The sequence below is a fragment of the Aquibacillus kalidii genome, assembly GCF_014280935.1.
Classification (GTDB): Bacteria; Bacillota; Bacilli; order Bacillales; family Amphibacillaceae; genus Aquibacillus_D; species Aquibacillus_D kalidii.
The window spans coordinates 1-16,348 of the sequence record NZ_JACLZI010000049.1 but is presented as its reverse complement, the minus strand read 5'-3'; the positions used below and the strand labels follow the sequence as shown (position 1 = coordinate 16,348).

Genomic DNA, 16,348 nt, shown 5'->3' with positions numbered 1-16,348 from the left:
TTTTGTTTAGAAAGACCCAATTAAACCATAAATGAAAGCGTATCACAAATGAGGTTACTGCTTTCACAAGAAAGGACTTATTCTTATGGATAAACAACAAAAGACAAAATGGAGTAAGAAGAAAAAAACAATAGTTATTTCTTCTAGTGTATTTGGATTCATACTAGCAGCAGTTTTAGTTTATGGGTTTGTCATTACAGATACAGGTAACTGGCTTATTGCGAAATTCAAACCAGATACTGAAGAACAAAAACTTTCCTATTCATCAGCTGTAGAAACAATAGAGAAAATTACGGACGAAGGTTTTGTGCTTATGCAGAACGATAATAATTTTCTTCCAATTGAAACATCGAAAGATGATAAAGAAAAAATTAACGTTTTTGGAACAAGATCTGTAGTAACATTATTTAACTCTGGTGGTTCAACTGCTACTGATGTTACTAAAGCTAATAAATTAGAAGATGCCCTTCAAAGTTCAGACGGGAATTTCGAATTGAACCAAGATTTGTTATACCTTCATTATAATTTTTATAAAAGTGGAGATATATCAATAAAAGAAACAAATGCACCTAAGAATAAAAGTGATTCTGCTATCTTAGGAGAAGGAAATAATTTTATTCTTCCAGAAGTACCTGAAAAGGCCTATGAAGATACATCTTTATATGAAGATGGAAAAACAGTTATTGAACATGCTCAAGAATTTTCAGACACTGCACTTGTCGTAATTGGTCGTGGTGGTGGAGAAATGATTGATTTAAGCCCGAATGATCTTCAATTACAAGACGACGAACGAGCAATGATAGAAACAGTTAGTGAAAATTTTGAAAACGTTATATTAGTTATAAACTCTGTAAATGTGATGCAATTAGACTTTTTAGATGAATATCCGTCAATTAAGAGTGTTTTATGGATGGGATTCCCAGGGGAAAGTGGAACTAAGTCACTAGCAAGAATTCTTAACGGTAAAGTAAACCCATCTGGTCATTTAGTAGATACATGGGTTTCTGATTTGACAAGCATTCCTGCAGCAAATAACTATAAAGAGCTAGATGAAAATGGGGATTGGGCAGGATCTAATCACTATGAAAATGCTAAAGAAGAGTTTGGATTCTTCACACAGTATCATGAGGGTATTTATGTAGGGTATAAGTACTTTGAAACTCGTCATGACACGGATGAGAGTTATAAATATGATGAGGATGTTAAGTTTCCATTCGGTCACGGTCTAAGTTATACAACATTTGAAAAAGAAATTGTGGAAATGACTGAAAAAGATGGAGAAATCACTTTACGTGTAGCAGTTAAAAACGCTGGTGATGTAGCAGGTAAGGATTCCATCCAAATTTATTACAATCCACCTTATACTGGTGAAATAGAGAAGTCTACTGTTAACCTAATTGACTTTAAGAAAACTAATGAAATTAAACCAGGTGACACAGAAATTTACTCGCTTACAATTAATGCAGAAGACATGGCTTCTTATGATTATAAGAACAATAATGCCTACGTACTTGAAAAAGGCGATTATCAGTTAATGCTTAGAGATAACTCGCATGATAATATCGATTCAGAAACGTACACCGTAAGTGAAACAATTGTGTATAACGATGAAAGCCGATCTACTGATAATGCAGTTGCTACAAATCAATTTGAAGATGCTTATCATATTGATGACTATTTAACTAGAGAATGGAATCCTGAGAGTCGCGCATTTACAGGACCTCAAGAAGCAGACTTTACTGCATCAGAAGAAATTATCGATGCAATGACTTATGAAGTGCCAACAGATAAAGAGTTAGGCTTAACTGCTGATGATTTACCTAAAGTTGGACAAGAATTAGATGAGAAAATTATGCTTTCAGATATGGTTGACGTACCGTACGGTGATCCGAAGTGGGATGAATTTGTATCGCAATTGACGGTGAAAGAAATGGCAACAATAAGTGGTACTGGTGCTTATCAGCTTGCTGAAATAGAAAGACTAGGTGTTCCAAAGGTGTTACAACCAGATGGTTCAATGGCGATTGCTTCAAACGTATATTCAGGACCAATAATGGGTGTTGAAGGTGTAGGTGTTACTTATGCTGCTCCAGCTGTAACAGCATCAACTTGGAACAAGGATGCTGGTTATATTATGGGTACTAGCGTAGGAATAGAGGCACAAGCGTTTGGCTACAGTGGATGGTATTCCCCTGCAATGAATATTCATAGAACTCCATTTAATGGAAGAAACTTTGAATATTATAGTGAGGATGGCGTTCTTTCTGGTGAAATTGCCGCACAAGTTGTAAAAGGCGCTACAGACAAAGGTGTTATTACCTACGTTAAACACTTTGCGTTAAATGAACGTGAAGATGGGGTTCGTAACCAATTATTTACATGGTCAAATGAACAAGCAATTCGTGAAATATATTTAAAACCTTTTGAAATTGCTGTAAAAGAAGGTGGAAGCTTGGGTGTTATGTCTTCCTTTAACTACATCGGTTTGACTTGGGCTGGTGGACATGAAGGTTTACTCACAAATGTTCTAAGAAATGAATGGGGATTTGAAGGGTTAATCTTAACTGATGCAAATATGTATCCACATATGGATGTTATGCAAATGCTGTACGCAGGTGGAGATGTTTCACTAGATACTATGGCTGCTTGGCAAGGTGGAGAAAATCAAAGCAAAATCTGGGTTGAGGCTTCAAAAAATAATGATACAAAAATTGCTACAATTTCCAATTTACAAAGAGCAAGTAAAAACGTACTTTATGCAGTATCTCGCACTTGGAAAATGGAAGAAGAATAAGGTTTAAGTTATTAATTGAAATACATTTAACCGTTTCTAAAAAGATTCTTAAAAACTAGGATAGGCGGTACTTCTTAAAGGAGTACCGCCTTCCTTAAAAAAAGAGGTATCGGGGACATGAAATACAAAGACATAATAGAAAAAATGACCATTGAAGAAAAAGCATCCTTAATGTCAGGAAAAGACTTCTGGCAGACACAAGATATAGAGAGACTTGGGATCAATAATATTTTTCTTGCAGATGGACCGCATGGAATTAGAAAGCAAGCAGAAGCGGCGGACCATTTAGGGCTTAATGAAAGTTTGCCGGCAACTTGTTTTCCGACTGCTGCAACTGTTGCAAACAGTTGGAATACAGAATTAGGAGAAAAAATTGGACAATACCTTGGTGAAGAGGCAGTTGCTCAAAAAGTCAACGTCTTGCTCGGACCTGGTATTAATATGAAAAGAGATCCTTTATGTGGAAGAAATTTTGAATATTTCAGTGAGGATCCTTATCATGCTGGGAAAATTGCAGCAGGTTATATTAAAGGAATTCAGTCGCACGGAATCTCCGCTTGTGTTAAACACTTCGCTGTTAATAACCAAGAAGAAAGACGTATGTCAATTGACACAATCGTAGATGAAAGAACGTTAAGAGAAATTTATTTAACAGCATTTGAAATAGCAGTTAAAGAAGGTAATACAAAGACGGTTATGTCTTCTTATAACATGTTGAATGGCGCTTATACAAACGAAAATATTCATTTAATGAGAGAAATTCTTCGTGATGAATGGAATTATGATGGAGTTGTTGTCACAGACTGGGGCGGAAGTAATGACCGCGTGGCAGGTTTAATAGCTGGTAACGAGTTGGAAATGCCAACAACAGCAGGTGAAACAAATAAAGAAATTATCGATGCAATCAAAAGTGGAAAATTGAAAGAAGAAGTATTAGATGAAGCGGTAGATCGCATACTCGATTTAATTTTCACAACAGAAGAAGTTTTTAATAAGCCATACAAAACAGAGTTTGATGTAAAGGAACATCATCAAGTTGCACAAGAAGTAGCAGAAGAATCGATTGTTCTTCTTAAGAATGAAGGAAATATCTTACCATTGAAAGACGGAATCAAAGTAGCTACAATTGGTGATTTTGCTGAGAATCCTCGATACCAAGGTGCTGGATCTTCTATAGTAAATCCAACAGTATTAGATAATACATTGGAATGTATAGAGGGATCTGGAATTGTTAGTGTTGGATATGAACCAGGTTTTGAACGTTATGGTAAAAAAAATCAGAATAAAATAGATAGAGCATGTGCTCTTGCAAAAGAGGCAGATGTTGTACTTTTATATATTGGTCTAGATGAGGCAACAGAAGCAGAAGGTCTAGATAGACAAAATATGAAAATTCCCCAAAATCAAATCGATTTATTAGATGCTATATACGAAGTGAACCCTAATATTGTGGCAATCCTATCTTGTGGAGCTGCTGTTGAAATGCCTTGGATAGATAAAGTGAAAGGCTTATTGCACGGCTATTTAAATGGTCAAGCTGGAGCAAAAGCAATTCTTAGAATCATAAAGGGAGAAGTAAACCCTTCTGGTAAACTAGCTGAAACTTATCCAGTTCGTTATGAGGATACACCTGCATTTCATCATTTTCCTGGTAAGGAAGTTAGTGTTGAATACAGAGAAGCTATGTATATCGGTTATCGTTATTATGATAGTGCAAATGTTGAGGTTCGTTTCCCGTTTGGATTTGGATTGAGCTATACAACATTTGATTACTCTGATATTCAAATGGATAAAGACGGTGTTACTTTTAAGTTAACCAATAGTGGCGAGGTAGCTGGTATGGAAATTGCGCAGATGTATGTAGCCTGTCAATCTAATGAAATTTTCCGTCCGAAAAAAGAATTAAAAGGATTTAAAAAAGTATTCTTAAATCCAGGAGAAACACAAACAGTAACCATTCCTTTTGATGATAAAACATTCCGTTATTTCAATGTAAAAACGAATCAATGGGAAGTGGAAGAGGCTAACTACACTATTACTATTGGTGCTTCAAGTGTAGATGTTCGCCTGGAAGATACGATTTTTATCGAAGGTACGAATGCGCCGCTACCATATGACAAAGAGAAACTACCATCTTACTATTCTGGTAAAGCAAATAACGTGAGTGAAGATGAATTTGAAACGCTACTTGGCCGAAAGGTTCCTGTTTCCACTTGGGATCGCAGTAAACCATTAGGATATAATGATACAATTGCTCAGTGTCAATATGCTAAAGGAGGATTTGCTAGATTCGCTTTTCGTTCAATCTCTTTCTCACACTGGTTCTTGAAAAAGATAGGCAAGAGAGAAACAGCAAACTTAATTATGATGTCTGTTTATCACATGCCGTTTAGAGGCGTTGCTCGAATGACTGGTGGCATTATCAATATGCCGATGTTAGATGGTATCTTAATGATTGTTAATGGTCGATTCTTTAAAGGGTTACGCCATGTATTAAAAGAAAGAAGCAAGATGCTAAAAGTCGCGAAAGGCAATAATTAACATAGCCTAAGTGACAAAGGAGAGGTAAAATGAGTATGGAAAAAGCTAAAGCAAAAAAGCAAACTTCAGGATTGCTTGGTTTCTGGGAAAGATACAAAGAAAACCATCCTAATATTGCGCAATTTCTAGTGTTCTTCTTGTTGAGTAATGGAATTACAGTCTTACAACTTGTCCTTATGCCAGTTTTTAAGAGTATATTTGCACAAACGTCACTAGTAAGTACTAGTTTCCAAATTTTACAGTTTGGGCACAATTTTGACGGATCTGATTATTATGTGTTTGACTATGCAGCAGGAGCGCTCTCAGCTGGCGGTGGCGGTGGGTTAGCTTATTTCCTAGCTGTACAGATCACGATTGCAATAGCACAAATCATAAACTTCTTTGCTCAAAGAACTATTACATTTAAATCTAACAGTAATATTTGGAATGCAGCCTTTTGGTATTTTGTTGCGTATATCCTGATAACAATCGGTGCTGCAGCAGCACAAGGGTTCTACAAAGCGCCAATTTATGACCTATTAATGAATACATGGGGATTAGGTGCTACTGGTGAAACAGCTGCTGATATTATTACAATGATTATTAATAGTGCGATCTCATTCTGGGTATTTTACCCGATATTTAAAATAATCTTTAAAGAAAAGCCTGAGACTGAAACTAAATAAGAGTTACCATTGTATGGAAAATTTAGTTTATTTTAATAATTAATGGGTTGTTTTTTTAAAATAGAGTATTAATATATAAGGTAGTAAGTGAGATAAGGAAGAAGCAGCAGAGGAGAGTTAACGTGCGTAACAGTGAATGGAAACTTGCTGCTTCTGTATCAGTTCATTGGATTAGATTTAAGGAAAAGCACCCAAACATTGCACAATTTCTAGTATTTCTTTTTGTAAGTTATGGAGTTACAGCATTACAACTTGTGCTCATGCCAGTTATAAAAGGTATTTTTGCAAAAACATCATATGTAAGTATCAGTTTTCAAGTTTTACAGCTTGGTCATAATTTTGACGGTACTGCTTATTATGTTTTTGATTATTTGGCAGGCCCACTTGCTTCTGGTGGAGGCGGAGGGCTTGCCTATTTTCTGGCAGTTCAAATAACGATTGCAATTGCACAGGTTATTAACTTCTTTGTGCAAAGAAGTATTACCTTTAAATCGAATAGTAACATTTGGACGGCTGCAATTTGGTATGTTATTGCGTATATTCTTATTACAATAGGTGCTGCAGCAGCACAAGGCTTGTACAAAGAACCAATCTATAACTTATTGATTAATACGTGGGAAATGGGTCATGCTGGGGAAACGACAGCAGACATGATTACAATGAAAATTAATGGTACTATTTCTTTCTGGATTTTTTATCCGATATTTAAAGTGATTTTTAAACAAAGGCCAGAAAAATAGAATTAGAAAAGGTAGTGTGAGTATGAAATTATTATCAGTAGTTATACCTTGTTATAATTCACAAGATTATATGAGATATTGTATAGAATCCCTTTTGCCTGGTGGGGACGACGTAGAGATACTGATAGTGAATGATGGCTCCGTTGATCAAACAGCACAAATTGCAGATGATTATGCAATGAAGTATCCTTCCATTGTTAAAGCCATTCACCAAGAAAATGGAGGACATGGGGAAGCTGTGAATGCAGGAATTCGTAATGCGTCCGGGCTGTATTTTAAAGTAGTAGATAGTGATGACTGGGTTGATATTAGAGCGTATATGAAAATAATAGAATCCCTAAAAAACTTAAGTGATAACGATAGCTTGGTTGACATGGTTATAAGTAATTTTGTATATGAAAAAGAGGGCACAAGATATAAGAAGATCATGAAGTATGATAATGTACTTCCGCAAAACAAGGTTTTCTCTTGGGATGACATTAAGCAATTTCGAAAGGGTCAGTATATCTTGATGCACTCGGTTATCTACCGGACACAATTATTATTAGATTGTGGATTAGAGCTTCCTAAGCATACGTTCTATGTAGATAATTTATACGTCTTTACACCACTTAAACATGTAAAGAAAATCTACTATGTAAATGTAGACTTTTATAGATACTTTATAGGACGAGAGGATCAATCTGTTCAGGAAAACATTATGATCAAGCGAATAGATCAACAAATAAAAGTAAATAAGCTGATGATTGAAGAAGCAAACCTTGAATTGATCGAGAATCCGAAGCTTCATCACTATTTGATTAGACATTTAGAAATCGTTACAGTTGTATCTGCGATTCTATTAATTCGGTCGGGTACGGTTGAGAACCTTCAAAAGAAGAGGGAACTGTGGAGATATATTAAAGATACAGATATCCAGTTATACCACAGCTTGAAATTTGGAATTATGGGTAATTTAATAAATTTACCGGGACGTGCCGGACGTAGAATTTCTGTGGGAGCATATAAAATATCTCAAAAATTAGTTGGGTTTAACTAAATTCAAAATTATATATGTAAATAATGAGAGCATCATTATGATGTTCTCATTTTTTTAAAGTTTTACTTATAAATAGGAAGAAACTGAATTCGAAGGAGTGATTATATAATGAAAATTGCTTTGATTGCACATGATAAGAAAAAAAGTGATATGGTTAATTTTTCGAAAGCCTATCAACCTATATTGGAAAAGCATCAACTGTTTGCGACCGGTACCACTGGACAACTAATTATGGATGCGACCGGTTTAGCTATTCATCGATTCCAATCAGGGCCCCTAGGTGGAGATCAACAAATAGGTGCTTTAATCGCGAATAATGAAATGGATATCGTTATTTTCTTTAGAGATCCTTTAGCTGCACAGCCTCATGAGCCAGACATTATTGCATTACTACGTCTTTGTGATGTTTATTGTATCCCGCTAGCAACAAACATGGGAACAGCTGAAATTCTCATCCGCGGTTTAGAAGATGGAAAATTACAATGGAGAGAAATAATAAATAGTAAACCAAACAATAATGATTAAACATCATTATGGTATACTCACCTTTCTCTATTGTATTGTCTATATTATGGTTATTTTCTTACTTCAGCAGGAAGGCGTAACAATGTTTCCTGTTTTTTTAATAGTTTTGGAAGTTATAAAATCTGCTAAATGTGGATAACCTACAAGATTAGCCTCGTCCAGCTCCGAGCGCCAGCGACTAGCGAGACTTCCCTCGCCTTCGTACGATAAGTTAACATCGGTTCACTTCGTTCACCGTGTTGCCTTTATCTCCTACGGCTCAGTCCAGTCCGTACGTCGCTAACCGGCGCTCTGCGCTTTTGTTCATAAATATTCCAAACTTTCTTTTTTTCAAATAAATGGGTAAAATGGAAATCACGGTTTATTTTTGAAGTGAGAAGTATTAGAAAATGAATACATTCTATAGTAGAATATCTCTATAGTGTTAGCATAAATAATCTAAATAGGCTTTCGGAAGTATCTCTTTGGGGGAGTACCGCTGAAATTTCAAATGAGGAATCGAAATGAAATATAAAGAGTTAATTACACAAATGACGTTAGAAGAAAAAGCATCTTTGATGTCAGGTAAAGACTTCTGGCAAACACAAGATATAAAGCGTCTTGGAATTAATAGTATGTTTCTTGCTGATGGGCCACATGGGATCAGACGACAAGAGGCAGCAGCAGACCAATTGGGGTTAAATGCTAGTATTCCAGCTACATGTTATCCAACAGCTGCAACTGTAGCTAATAGTTGGAATGCCGACTTAGGAGAAAAGGTTGGCGATTTTCTTGGTGAAGAGGCTATTGCTCAAAAAGTAAATGTTTTACTTGGTCCTGGAATTAATATGAAAAGAAATCCGCTATGTGGACGAAACTTTGAATATTTTAGTGAGGATCCCTATCATGCGGGCAAGATGGCTGCAAGTTATATTAGGGGTATTCAATCTCATGGTGTCTCTGCATGCGTAAAGCACTTTGCTGTTAATAACCAGGAAGAAAGACGGATGTCCATAGATACCATAGTTGATGAAAGAACACTTAGAGAAGTTTATTTAACCGCTTTCGAAATAGCGGTTAAGGAAGGTAAAACCAAGACTATCATGTCTTCTTATAACCGACTAAATGGTGATTATACAAATGAAAATCAGCATTTAATGCAAGAGATACTTAGGAAAGAATGGAATTATGATGGTGTGGTTGTTACGGACTGGGGAGGTAGTAATGACCGTATCGCAGGTCTGTTAGCAGGAAATGAACTAGAAATGCCAACAACAGATGGTCAAACAGATCGAGAAATTATCGAAGCTATCAAGTCAGGTAAACTTGAAGAAAAAGTACTAGATGAGAGTGTGGATCGTCTGCTTGATTTGATTTTCTCTACTAATGAAGTATTTGAGAAAGCATATAAGAAGGAATTTGATGTAGAGAAACATCACCGTGTTGCGCAAAAGGTTGCAGAGGAATCTATCGTTTTACTCAAAAATGAAGACAATTTGTTACCACTTAAGTTTGGTAAAAAGGTTGCTGTTGTTGGTGACTTTGCGAAAGATGCGCGTTATCAAGGAGCAGGGTCTTCGATTGTAAATCCGACCATTCTCGATCATACAATGAATTGTTTTGAGGAATCAGGCATTTTAAGTATTGGCTATGAGCGAGGTTTTGATCGCTATGGAAAGAAAAATGTAGAGCTAATCAATCGAGCATGTTCCCTGGCTGAGAAAGCAGATGTTGTTTTTTTATACATTGGTTTAGATGAAATGACAGAGGCTGAGGGTTTAGACAGGAAAAATATGAAAATACCAGATAATCAAGTTGATTTATTATATGCTTTGCATAAGGTTAATCCAAATATTGTTGCTATTCTTTCCTGTGGTTCGGCAGTAGAAATGCCCTGGATTGACAAGGTGAAAGGGTTACTACATGGTTATTTAGGTGGACAAGCGGGAGCGAGAGCTATTCTTAGAGTTCTATCTGGAGACGTAAATCCTTCAGGTAAATTAGCAGAGACCTACCCTTTAAGATATGAAGAAACACCCTCCTTCCAGAACTTTCCTGGAAACGAAGCTAGCGTGGAGTACAGAGAAGCATTGTATATTGGATACCGCTATTATGACACGGCTGATGTAGATGTTCTTTTCCCGTTCGGATACGGACTTAGTTATACTAATTTTGAATACTCGGATATTCATGTTGATAAAGATGGTGTAACGTTTAAACTGACTAATACTGGTGACATAGCGGGGATGGAGGTTGCTCAGTTATATGTTGGGTGTGAGTCTAGTGAAATTTTCCGTGCGAAAAAAGAATTAAAGGGTTTTGATAAGATATTTATTAATGCCGGTGAAACAAAGACAGTTGCCATTCCATTTGACGATAAAACTTTTCGTTATTTTAATGTCAGAACAAACAAATGGGAAGTAGAAGAAGCTGAATATGAAATAATGATCGGTGCTTCTAGCGCGGATATTCGTTTAGAGGATACTATATTTATTGAAGGTACCGGAGCATCAGTTCCTTATGATAAGGAGAAGTTGCCATCCTATTACTCAGGTAATGCAAATAATATTAGTAAGGAAGAATTTGAAATATTACTTGAACGAGAAGTGCCAGTATCTACGTGGGACCGTACTAAACCATTAGGGTATACGGACACTATCGAGCAGTGTCAGTATGCCAAAGGGTTATTCGGTCGTCTTATATATCATTCCATTGTGTTTGCGCACTGGTCTTTATGGAAGATTGGAAAGAGAAGCACTGCTAATCTAATTATGATGTCTATCTATCATATGCCTTTTAGAGGGATTGCAAGATTAACAGGGGGCATCGTGAACATGCCAATGTTAGATGGTATCTTAATGATGGTAAATGGCCAATTTTTTAAAGGTTTGAGACATGTGTTTAAGGAAAGACGAAAAAAGATAAAATTAGCTAATATTAATTAAACAATATATAGAGTATTAAAGCCAGAGCTGTGTTGATGTACCACATCAACACAGCTCTTCTTATTTAGTTTACAATGCTAATTACTAATAATAATCGTCCATCAGGGTAAACATGAAATATAAATATTTTTAAATTGTTGTATTGTACAACAATTAGTTTAGCCCCCCTAACTTTTTGTTGCTGTCGTTTTGTTGCAATCTAAGATAGGATTTTAATGTATGAATTAGTTTTTATTTATGAAAGCGTTTTATTATATAGGTTATAAAAAGAGTATTATTATCAATTTAAATAGAATCGAGGTTTTTATATTGGAAAAACAAGCGGTTAATCCATTTTTGCCAAGCTATGAATATATCCCCGACGGAGAACCATATGTGTTTGGCGATAGATTATATATATATGGGTCTCATGATAGGTTTAATGGAAAGTTGTTCTGCTTGAATGATTATGTTTGTTGGTCAGCACCAATTGATGATTTAAGTGATTGGCGGTACGAAGGGATAATTTACAGGAAGAAGCAGGACCCTAAAAATAAACTAGGACTTTATCAAATGTTTGCACCTGATGTAACAAGAGGTATAGATGGAAAATATTATTTATACTATACACTTGGTTTTCGCAGTATTATCGGGGTTGCCGTATGTGATACTCCGAGTGGGAATTTTGAATTCTATGGGTATATTAGTCTTCCGGACGGTGAACTTTTATGGAATAAAAAAGGTGATCCATATTTGTTTGATCCAGGTGTACTAGTCGATGATGATGAAAAGGTGTACTTATACTCTGGGTTTGCACCAAAACAAGGAGTTCCTAGTTTACTTACTGATTTTAAGAAACGAACCTTTGAAGGAGGGTATGTAATAGAGCTAGGTTCTGATATGAAAACCGTTGTTAGTGAACCAAAGCTTCTCTTTCCTAAAATAGGGGAAGCGGAAGGGACTGGTTTTGAGGGTCATGAATTTTTTGAAGCAAGCTCTATTAGAAAAATTAAGGATACCTATTATTTTATATACTCTTCCATTAATGGACATGAATTATGTTATGCAACTAGTAAGAGTCCGACTGCAGGATTTACTTTTGGAGGAACCATTATAAGTAATGGAGATTTATATATAAATGGATCTAATGAGGATAAAGATGCTTATAATTATATTGGTAATAATCATGGAGGCATTGTTTGTGTAAAGGGGCAATGGTACGTCTTCTACCACAGACAAACGAATAGGCATCATTATTCCAGACAAGCACTTGCCGAACCTATCCAAATAAAGGAGGATGGCTCTATTGCCCAGGTAGAGATGACTAGCTCTGGATTAAACAACGGTCCTCTACAAGGGAAAGGAGAGTATGAATCGTATATAGCATGCAACCTTATGTCAAAAAACGGTGCTGGGAGATATGGTACATATTTTGGCAACATAACGTTTAGAGGTCATCCTTACTTGACACAAACTGGTAAAGATAGAGAAAATAACCCAACGCAATACATAGCTAATATGAGAGATGGAGCAGTTGCAGGCTATAAGTATTTTTTCTTTAAGGATTTGAAGGGAATTGCAGTCCAGGTTAATTGTACTGGTTCAGGAGAAATGTTAATCGCTACCTCACTCCATTCTGAACCGATTGCAAGTATTCCGATTAAACAGAGTTTAAGCTATACCTATTTTCGTAAAGAAGTGAACATTGGGAGAGGGAAACAGGCTTTGTATTTTACTTATAAGGGTTCAGGAAAAGTCGATTTTAAATCATTTGTCCTAAGTTAACATAAGTTTCCGTACTAGATAGAATTTACGACCAAACTTGATATATTGAAATAAGAGACAGGTTGAATGTTTAGTGTCATAGGCTCATTTTTCTACCGTTTGAAAATATTGTTGAATATTGTCGAATTATGCGGTAATATAATAAGTATAAGAGCAAATTTATTGACTTTATAAAAACAAATTACTTATATCAGATGAAAAGGCAAACTATCTGAAAGGATAGGGTGCGAAGCCAAGGGTCTAAAGCGATGATCTTTAGGAAACGCCTGGTTACCAAACTTATTTTTATTGAGTTGGCTATTCACGTAAATGTCGAATAGCCTTTTTATATATTTATATGAGTTATAGTTTTTAAGCGGTCACAAGTCATACGAATCTTTGCTTAGCTTTTATTACAATATTAATACATAAGGGGGAGATTACTATGAAAAAACTACTAAATTTCAAGAGTATTCGAAAGAAAATCATGTTTGGGTTCAGCTTAGTCATGTTTTTAGTAATAGCATTAGGAATTATAAATTTTGTATCCATTTCGGCAATCAACACTGACACAGAAAAAATAATACACGATGAATTGCCCTTGTTAATTGCAGATGAAAAGTTGTCATTTAATATGTCGCAACGAATTGCTCTTGCAAGGGGTTATGTGTTATATGGTGATCAAGAGTTTAAGGACCAATTTGACTTCTATACAGCGGATAGTATTCAGTACCAGGAGGAGATTCTTGCTGGAGAACATTCTGAAGGAGTTAAAGAACTTATTAATAAAAGTATCGAATGGCGAAAAATGGTACAGTCTGAAATTTTTGAAACATATGATCAGGGTAATGAAGAGGTTGCCATCCAAAACCTGAAAGACAATGCACAACCGTTAGCGAGAGAAATTATGAGTGGTTTTGCGGAACTATCCAAAAACCGTGAAGTTAGTGTGGAAGAGCATGGGGAAGAAATACTGAAAATGGGTCAAGGTACTCTAATAGTCGGAACCGTGATTGCTTTAATTGTTGTAGTGTTAAGCGTTATTATTGCTACTTTCACATCAGGACAAATTTCTAAACCGATAAAAGCCATTATGCAACGATTAAAGTCAATTGCAGACGGTGACTTAAGTCATGAGCCTATGAAGTCTGAAGCAAAAGATGAGGTAGGGCAATTAGTATCTGCAACAAATCAAATGAATGATAACCTAAGGTATTTATTTCAACAAATCAATAGTGTATCGACTACTGTTTCTAACCAAAGTGAAGAACTACACCAGTCGGCTAATGAAGTAAAAACTGGTTCAGACCAAATTGCTAGTACAATGGAAGAGCTTGCGTCTGGTACGGAGTCACAAGCAAGTTATGCAGGGGACTTATCATCTAGCATGGAAGTATTTGTGAATAAAATGGATGAGACAAGCGAAAATGGTAAAGAGATCTATGAAGCATCTAATCAGGTATTGGGTATCACTAGTAATGGAGCCAAATTAATGAATGATTCTGTTGAACAAATGTCGATTGTAGACTCGATTGTAAAAGAAGCTGTGTCAAAAGTAAAAGGCTTAGATAAACAATCACAAGAGATCTCCCAATTAGTTTCCGTCATTAGAGATATAGCAAATCAAACGAACCTATTGGCCTTGAATGCCGCGATAGAAGCTGCGCGTGCCGGTGAACATGGAAAAGGATTTGCAGTAGTAGCTGACGAAGTTCGTAAACTAGCAGAACAAGTGGCAGATTCAGTTACGGATATCACAACGATTGTAGAAAACATCCAAACGGAATCAACTAGTGTTGCTTCTTCATTAGAAGGCGGCTATAAAGAAGTTGAAAAGGGTACAAGCCAAATTAAAACGACAGGTGAAACATTTAAAGAAATTAATCGAAACATGAAAGATATGGTTACAAGCATCGAAAAGGTAACCGAGAATCTATCTTCCATGACTGAAAATAGTAGAAAAATGAGTAGTTCTATAGTAGAAATAGCTTCTGTATCAGAGGAATCAGCTGCTGGTGTTGAACAAACATCAGCATCTATCCAACAAACTAGTAGCTCGATGGATGAGGTAACACAAAGTGCTGGACAATTATCTAAACTTGCTGAGGAACTAAATAACCTGGCAGCTACAGCGAAGTTATAAAATTGTAAAAAGGAGTATGGATTAAGTTCCAAACTCCTTTTTTGAATGGTATTGTTTAAACAGTGTTCAATTTTAGGTGCATAATATAACTGATAGAAGTGTTACACTAGGATAAATAAGCTGAAGAGGAGGAATCTTATCTTGAAAAGACATGAGGCGTTACATCCATTATCTCATCACCATCATCATGCCTTAGTAATGGCTCAGCAGCTAAAGAAGGCTGATGAGAACAGTAGTATTCAAGAGATGACAAGACAAGTAATAGACTTCTGGCAAACAGATGGAGAAGACCATTTCCGTGATGAGGAAGAGGTTCTACTCCCCCTTTATGCGCAATACGAATCAGTCGATCAGGATTCTATTCGAGATATGCTAATTCAACATGTTCAGATACGCAGTCTTGTGCAACAGATTCGAGGAAAGCAGCGCCCTAATCTGGATACATTTCGAAAACTAGGGGAAATTTTAAATGATCATGTGCGTCTTGAGGAAAGAGTTATTTTTCCTATGATTGAAAAGGCTGTTCCAGAAAACTACCTTTTCCAAGCCAATGGTCGGTTTCACAGGGATTCTTACAGTGGATTTTGATAAGCTTATCTTTGAACATGCCTCTAAATTATGATGGCATGTTTTTTTGTTGTAGGGAAATAAAACTGTAATAGGACTCATCTTTCAAGTGAAATTTTCAATAATATTGGATGTGAAGTAATAGTATTTTGTATAGAATCACCAGTAAGAAGTTGGATAGGCAATATAACGAAGCGAATTCTTATGGTATTTCTAATTTCGCGACGTTAGCTGCCCTTTAACAAAGCGAATTCTTATTGTTCCGCTAACTTCGCGACGTTAGCTGCCCTCTAACAAAGCGAAATCTTATGGTATTTCTAATTTCGCGACGTTAGCTGCCCTCTAACAAAGCGAATTCTTATTATTTTTCTAATATCACGACGTTAGCTGCCCTCTAACAAAGCGAATTCTTATTATTTTTCTAATATCACGACGTTAGCTGCCCTCTAACAAAGCGAAATCTTATGGTATTTCTAATTTCGCGATGTTAGCTGCCCTTTAACAAAGCGAATTCTTATTATTTTTCTAATATCACGACGTTAGCTGGCCTCTAACAAAGCGAAATCTTATAGTTTTTCTAATATCACGACGTTAGCTGCCCTCTAACAAAGCGAAATCTTATGGTATTTCTAATTTCGCGATGTTAGCTGCCCTTTAACAAAGCGAA

The 16,348-nt window shown here is 36.0% G+C and carries 10 protein-coding genes and 1 riboswitch; all 10 genes read left to right on the top strand.

Annotation, left to right across the window (positions count from 1 at the left end; all coding sequences use genetic code 11):
- The first annotated feature begins 85 nt into the window (after nt 1-85).
- The 10 genes from H7K77_RS13985 to H7K77_RS13940 all read left to right on the top strand — a co-directional run bounded on the left by H7K77_RS13985 (nt 86) and on the right by H7K77_RS13940 (nt 15,702).
- On the top strand, nt 86-2,794 hold the full coding sequence (locus H7K77_RS13985; RefSeq protein ID WP_186578476.1) for a beta-glucosidase: 2,709 nt from the start codon (nt 86-88) through the stop codon (nt 2,792-2,794).
- Between the two features lie 117 nt (nt 2,795-2,911).
- Nucleotides 2,912-5,335 carry a beta-glucosidase gene (locus H7K77_RS13980; RefSeq protein WP_186578475.1) on the top strand — a complete coding sequence of 808 codons (2,424 nt, stop codon included), beginning with the start codon at nt 2,912-2,914 and terminating at the stop codon, nt 5,333-5,335.
- Between the two features lie 29 nt (nt 5,336-5,364).
- Nucleotides 5,365-6,000: a hypothetical protein gene (locus H7K77_RS13975; RefSeq protein ID WP_222599371.1), complete on the top strand. Its 636-nt coding sequence runs from the start codon at nt 5,365-5,367 to the stop codon at nt 5,998-6,000.
- A gap of 122 nt (nt 6,001-6,122) precedes the next feature.
- Entirely contained in the window at nt 6,123-6,740 is a 618-nt protein-coding gene (locus H7K77_RS13970; RefSeq protein WP_186578474.1) for a hypothetical protein, read from the top strand.
- Nucleotides 6,741-6,762: 22 nt separating this feature from the next.
- A complete protein-coding gene (locus H7K77_RS13965; RefSeq protein ID WP_186578473.1) occupies nt 6,763-7,779 on the top strand; it encodes a glycosyltransferase family 2 protein in 1,017 nt (338 codons plus the stop codon).
- 108 nt (nt 7,780-7,887) lie between these two features.
- The gene (mgsA, locus tag H7K77_RS13960; protein ID WP_186578472.1) at nt 7,888-8,304 is read left to right on the top strand and encodes a methylglyoxal synthase; all 417 of its coding nucleotides are present in this window, start codon (nt 7,888-7,890) and stop codon (nt 8,302-8,304) included.
- A 503-nt stretch (nt 8,305-8,807) separates the two neighbouring features.
- Nucleotides 8,808-11,228: a beta-glucosidase family protein gene (locus H7K77_RS13955; RefSeq protein WP_186578471.1), complete on the top strand. Its 2,421-nt coding sequence runs from the start codon at nt 8,808-8,810 to the stop codon at nt 11,226-11,228.
- A gap of 237 nt (nt 11,229-11,465) precedes the next feature.
- A complete protein-coding gene (locus tag H7K77_RS13950; RefSeq protein ID WP_235988940.1) occupies nt 11,466-12,992 on the top strand; it encodes a family 43 glycosylhydrolase in 1,527 nt (508 codons plus the stop codon).
- Nucleotides 12,993-13,183: 191 nt separating this feature from the next.
- Nucleotides 13,184-13,270: riboswitch (cyclic di-GMP riboswitch) on the top strand.
- Between the two features lie 146 nt (nt 13,271-13,416).
- Nucleotides 13,417-15,114: a methyl-accepting chemotaxis protein gene (locus H7K77_RS13945; RefSeq protein ID WP_186578469.1), complete on the top strand. Its 1,698-nt coding sequence runs from the start codon at nt 13,417-13,419 to the stop codon at nt 15,112-15,114.
- Between the two features lie 141 nt (nt 15,115-15,255).
- A complete protein-coding gene (locus tag H7K77_RS13940; RefSeq protein WP_186578468.1) occupies nt 15,256-15,702 on the top strand; it encodes a hemerythrin domain-containing protein in 447 nt (148 codons plus the stop codon).
- Nucleotides 15,703-16,348: the final 646 nt, after the last annotated feature.

Excerpts from the sequence above, each read along its gene's own strand:
- H7K77_RS13985 (WP_186578476.1), top strand. The coding sequence starts at position 86 with ATGGATAAACAACAAAAGACAAAATGGAGTAAGAAGAAAAAAACAATA.
- H7K77_RS13980 (WP_186578475.1), top strand. The coding sequence starts at position 2,912 with ATGAAATACAAAGACATAATAGAAAAAATGACCATTGAAGAAAAAGCA.
- H7K77_RS13975 (WP_222599371.1), top strand. The coding sequence starts at position 5,365 with ATGAGTATGGAAAAAGCTAAAGCAAAAAAGCAAACTTCAGGATTGCTT.
- H7K77_RS13965 (WP_186578473.1), top strand. The coding sequence starts at position 6,763 with ATGAAATTATTATCAGTAGTTATACCTTGTTATAATTCACAAGATTAT.
- mgsA (WP_186578472.1), top strand. The coding sequence starts at position 7,888 with ATGAAAATTGCTTTGATTGCACATGATAAGAAAAAAAGTGATATGGTT.
- H7K77_RS13955 (WP_186578471.1), top strand. The coding sequence starts at position 8,808 with ATGAAATATAAAGAGTTAATTACACAAATGACGTTAGAAGAAAAAGCA.
- H7K77_RS13950 (WP_235988940.1), top strand. The coding sequence starts at position 11,466 with ATGAAAGCGTTTTATTATATAGGTTATAAAAAGAGTATTATTATCAAT.
- H7K77_RS13945 (WP_186578469.1), top strand. The coding sequence starts at position 13,417 with ATGAAAAAACTACTAAATTTCAAGAGTATTCGAAAGAAAATCATGTTT.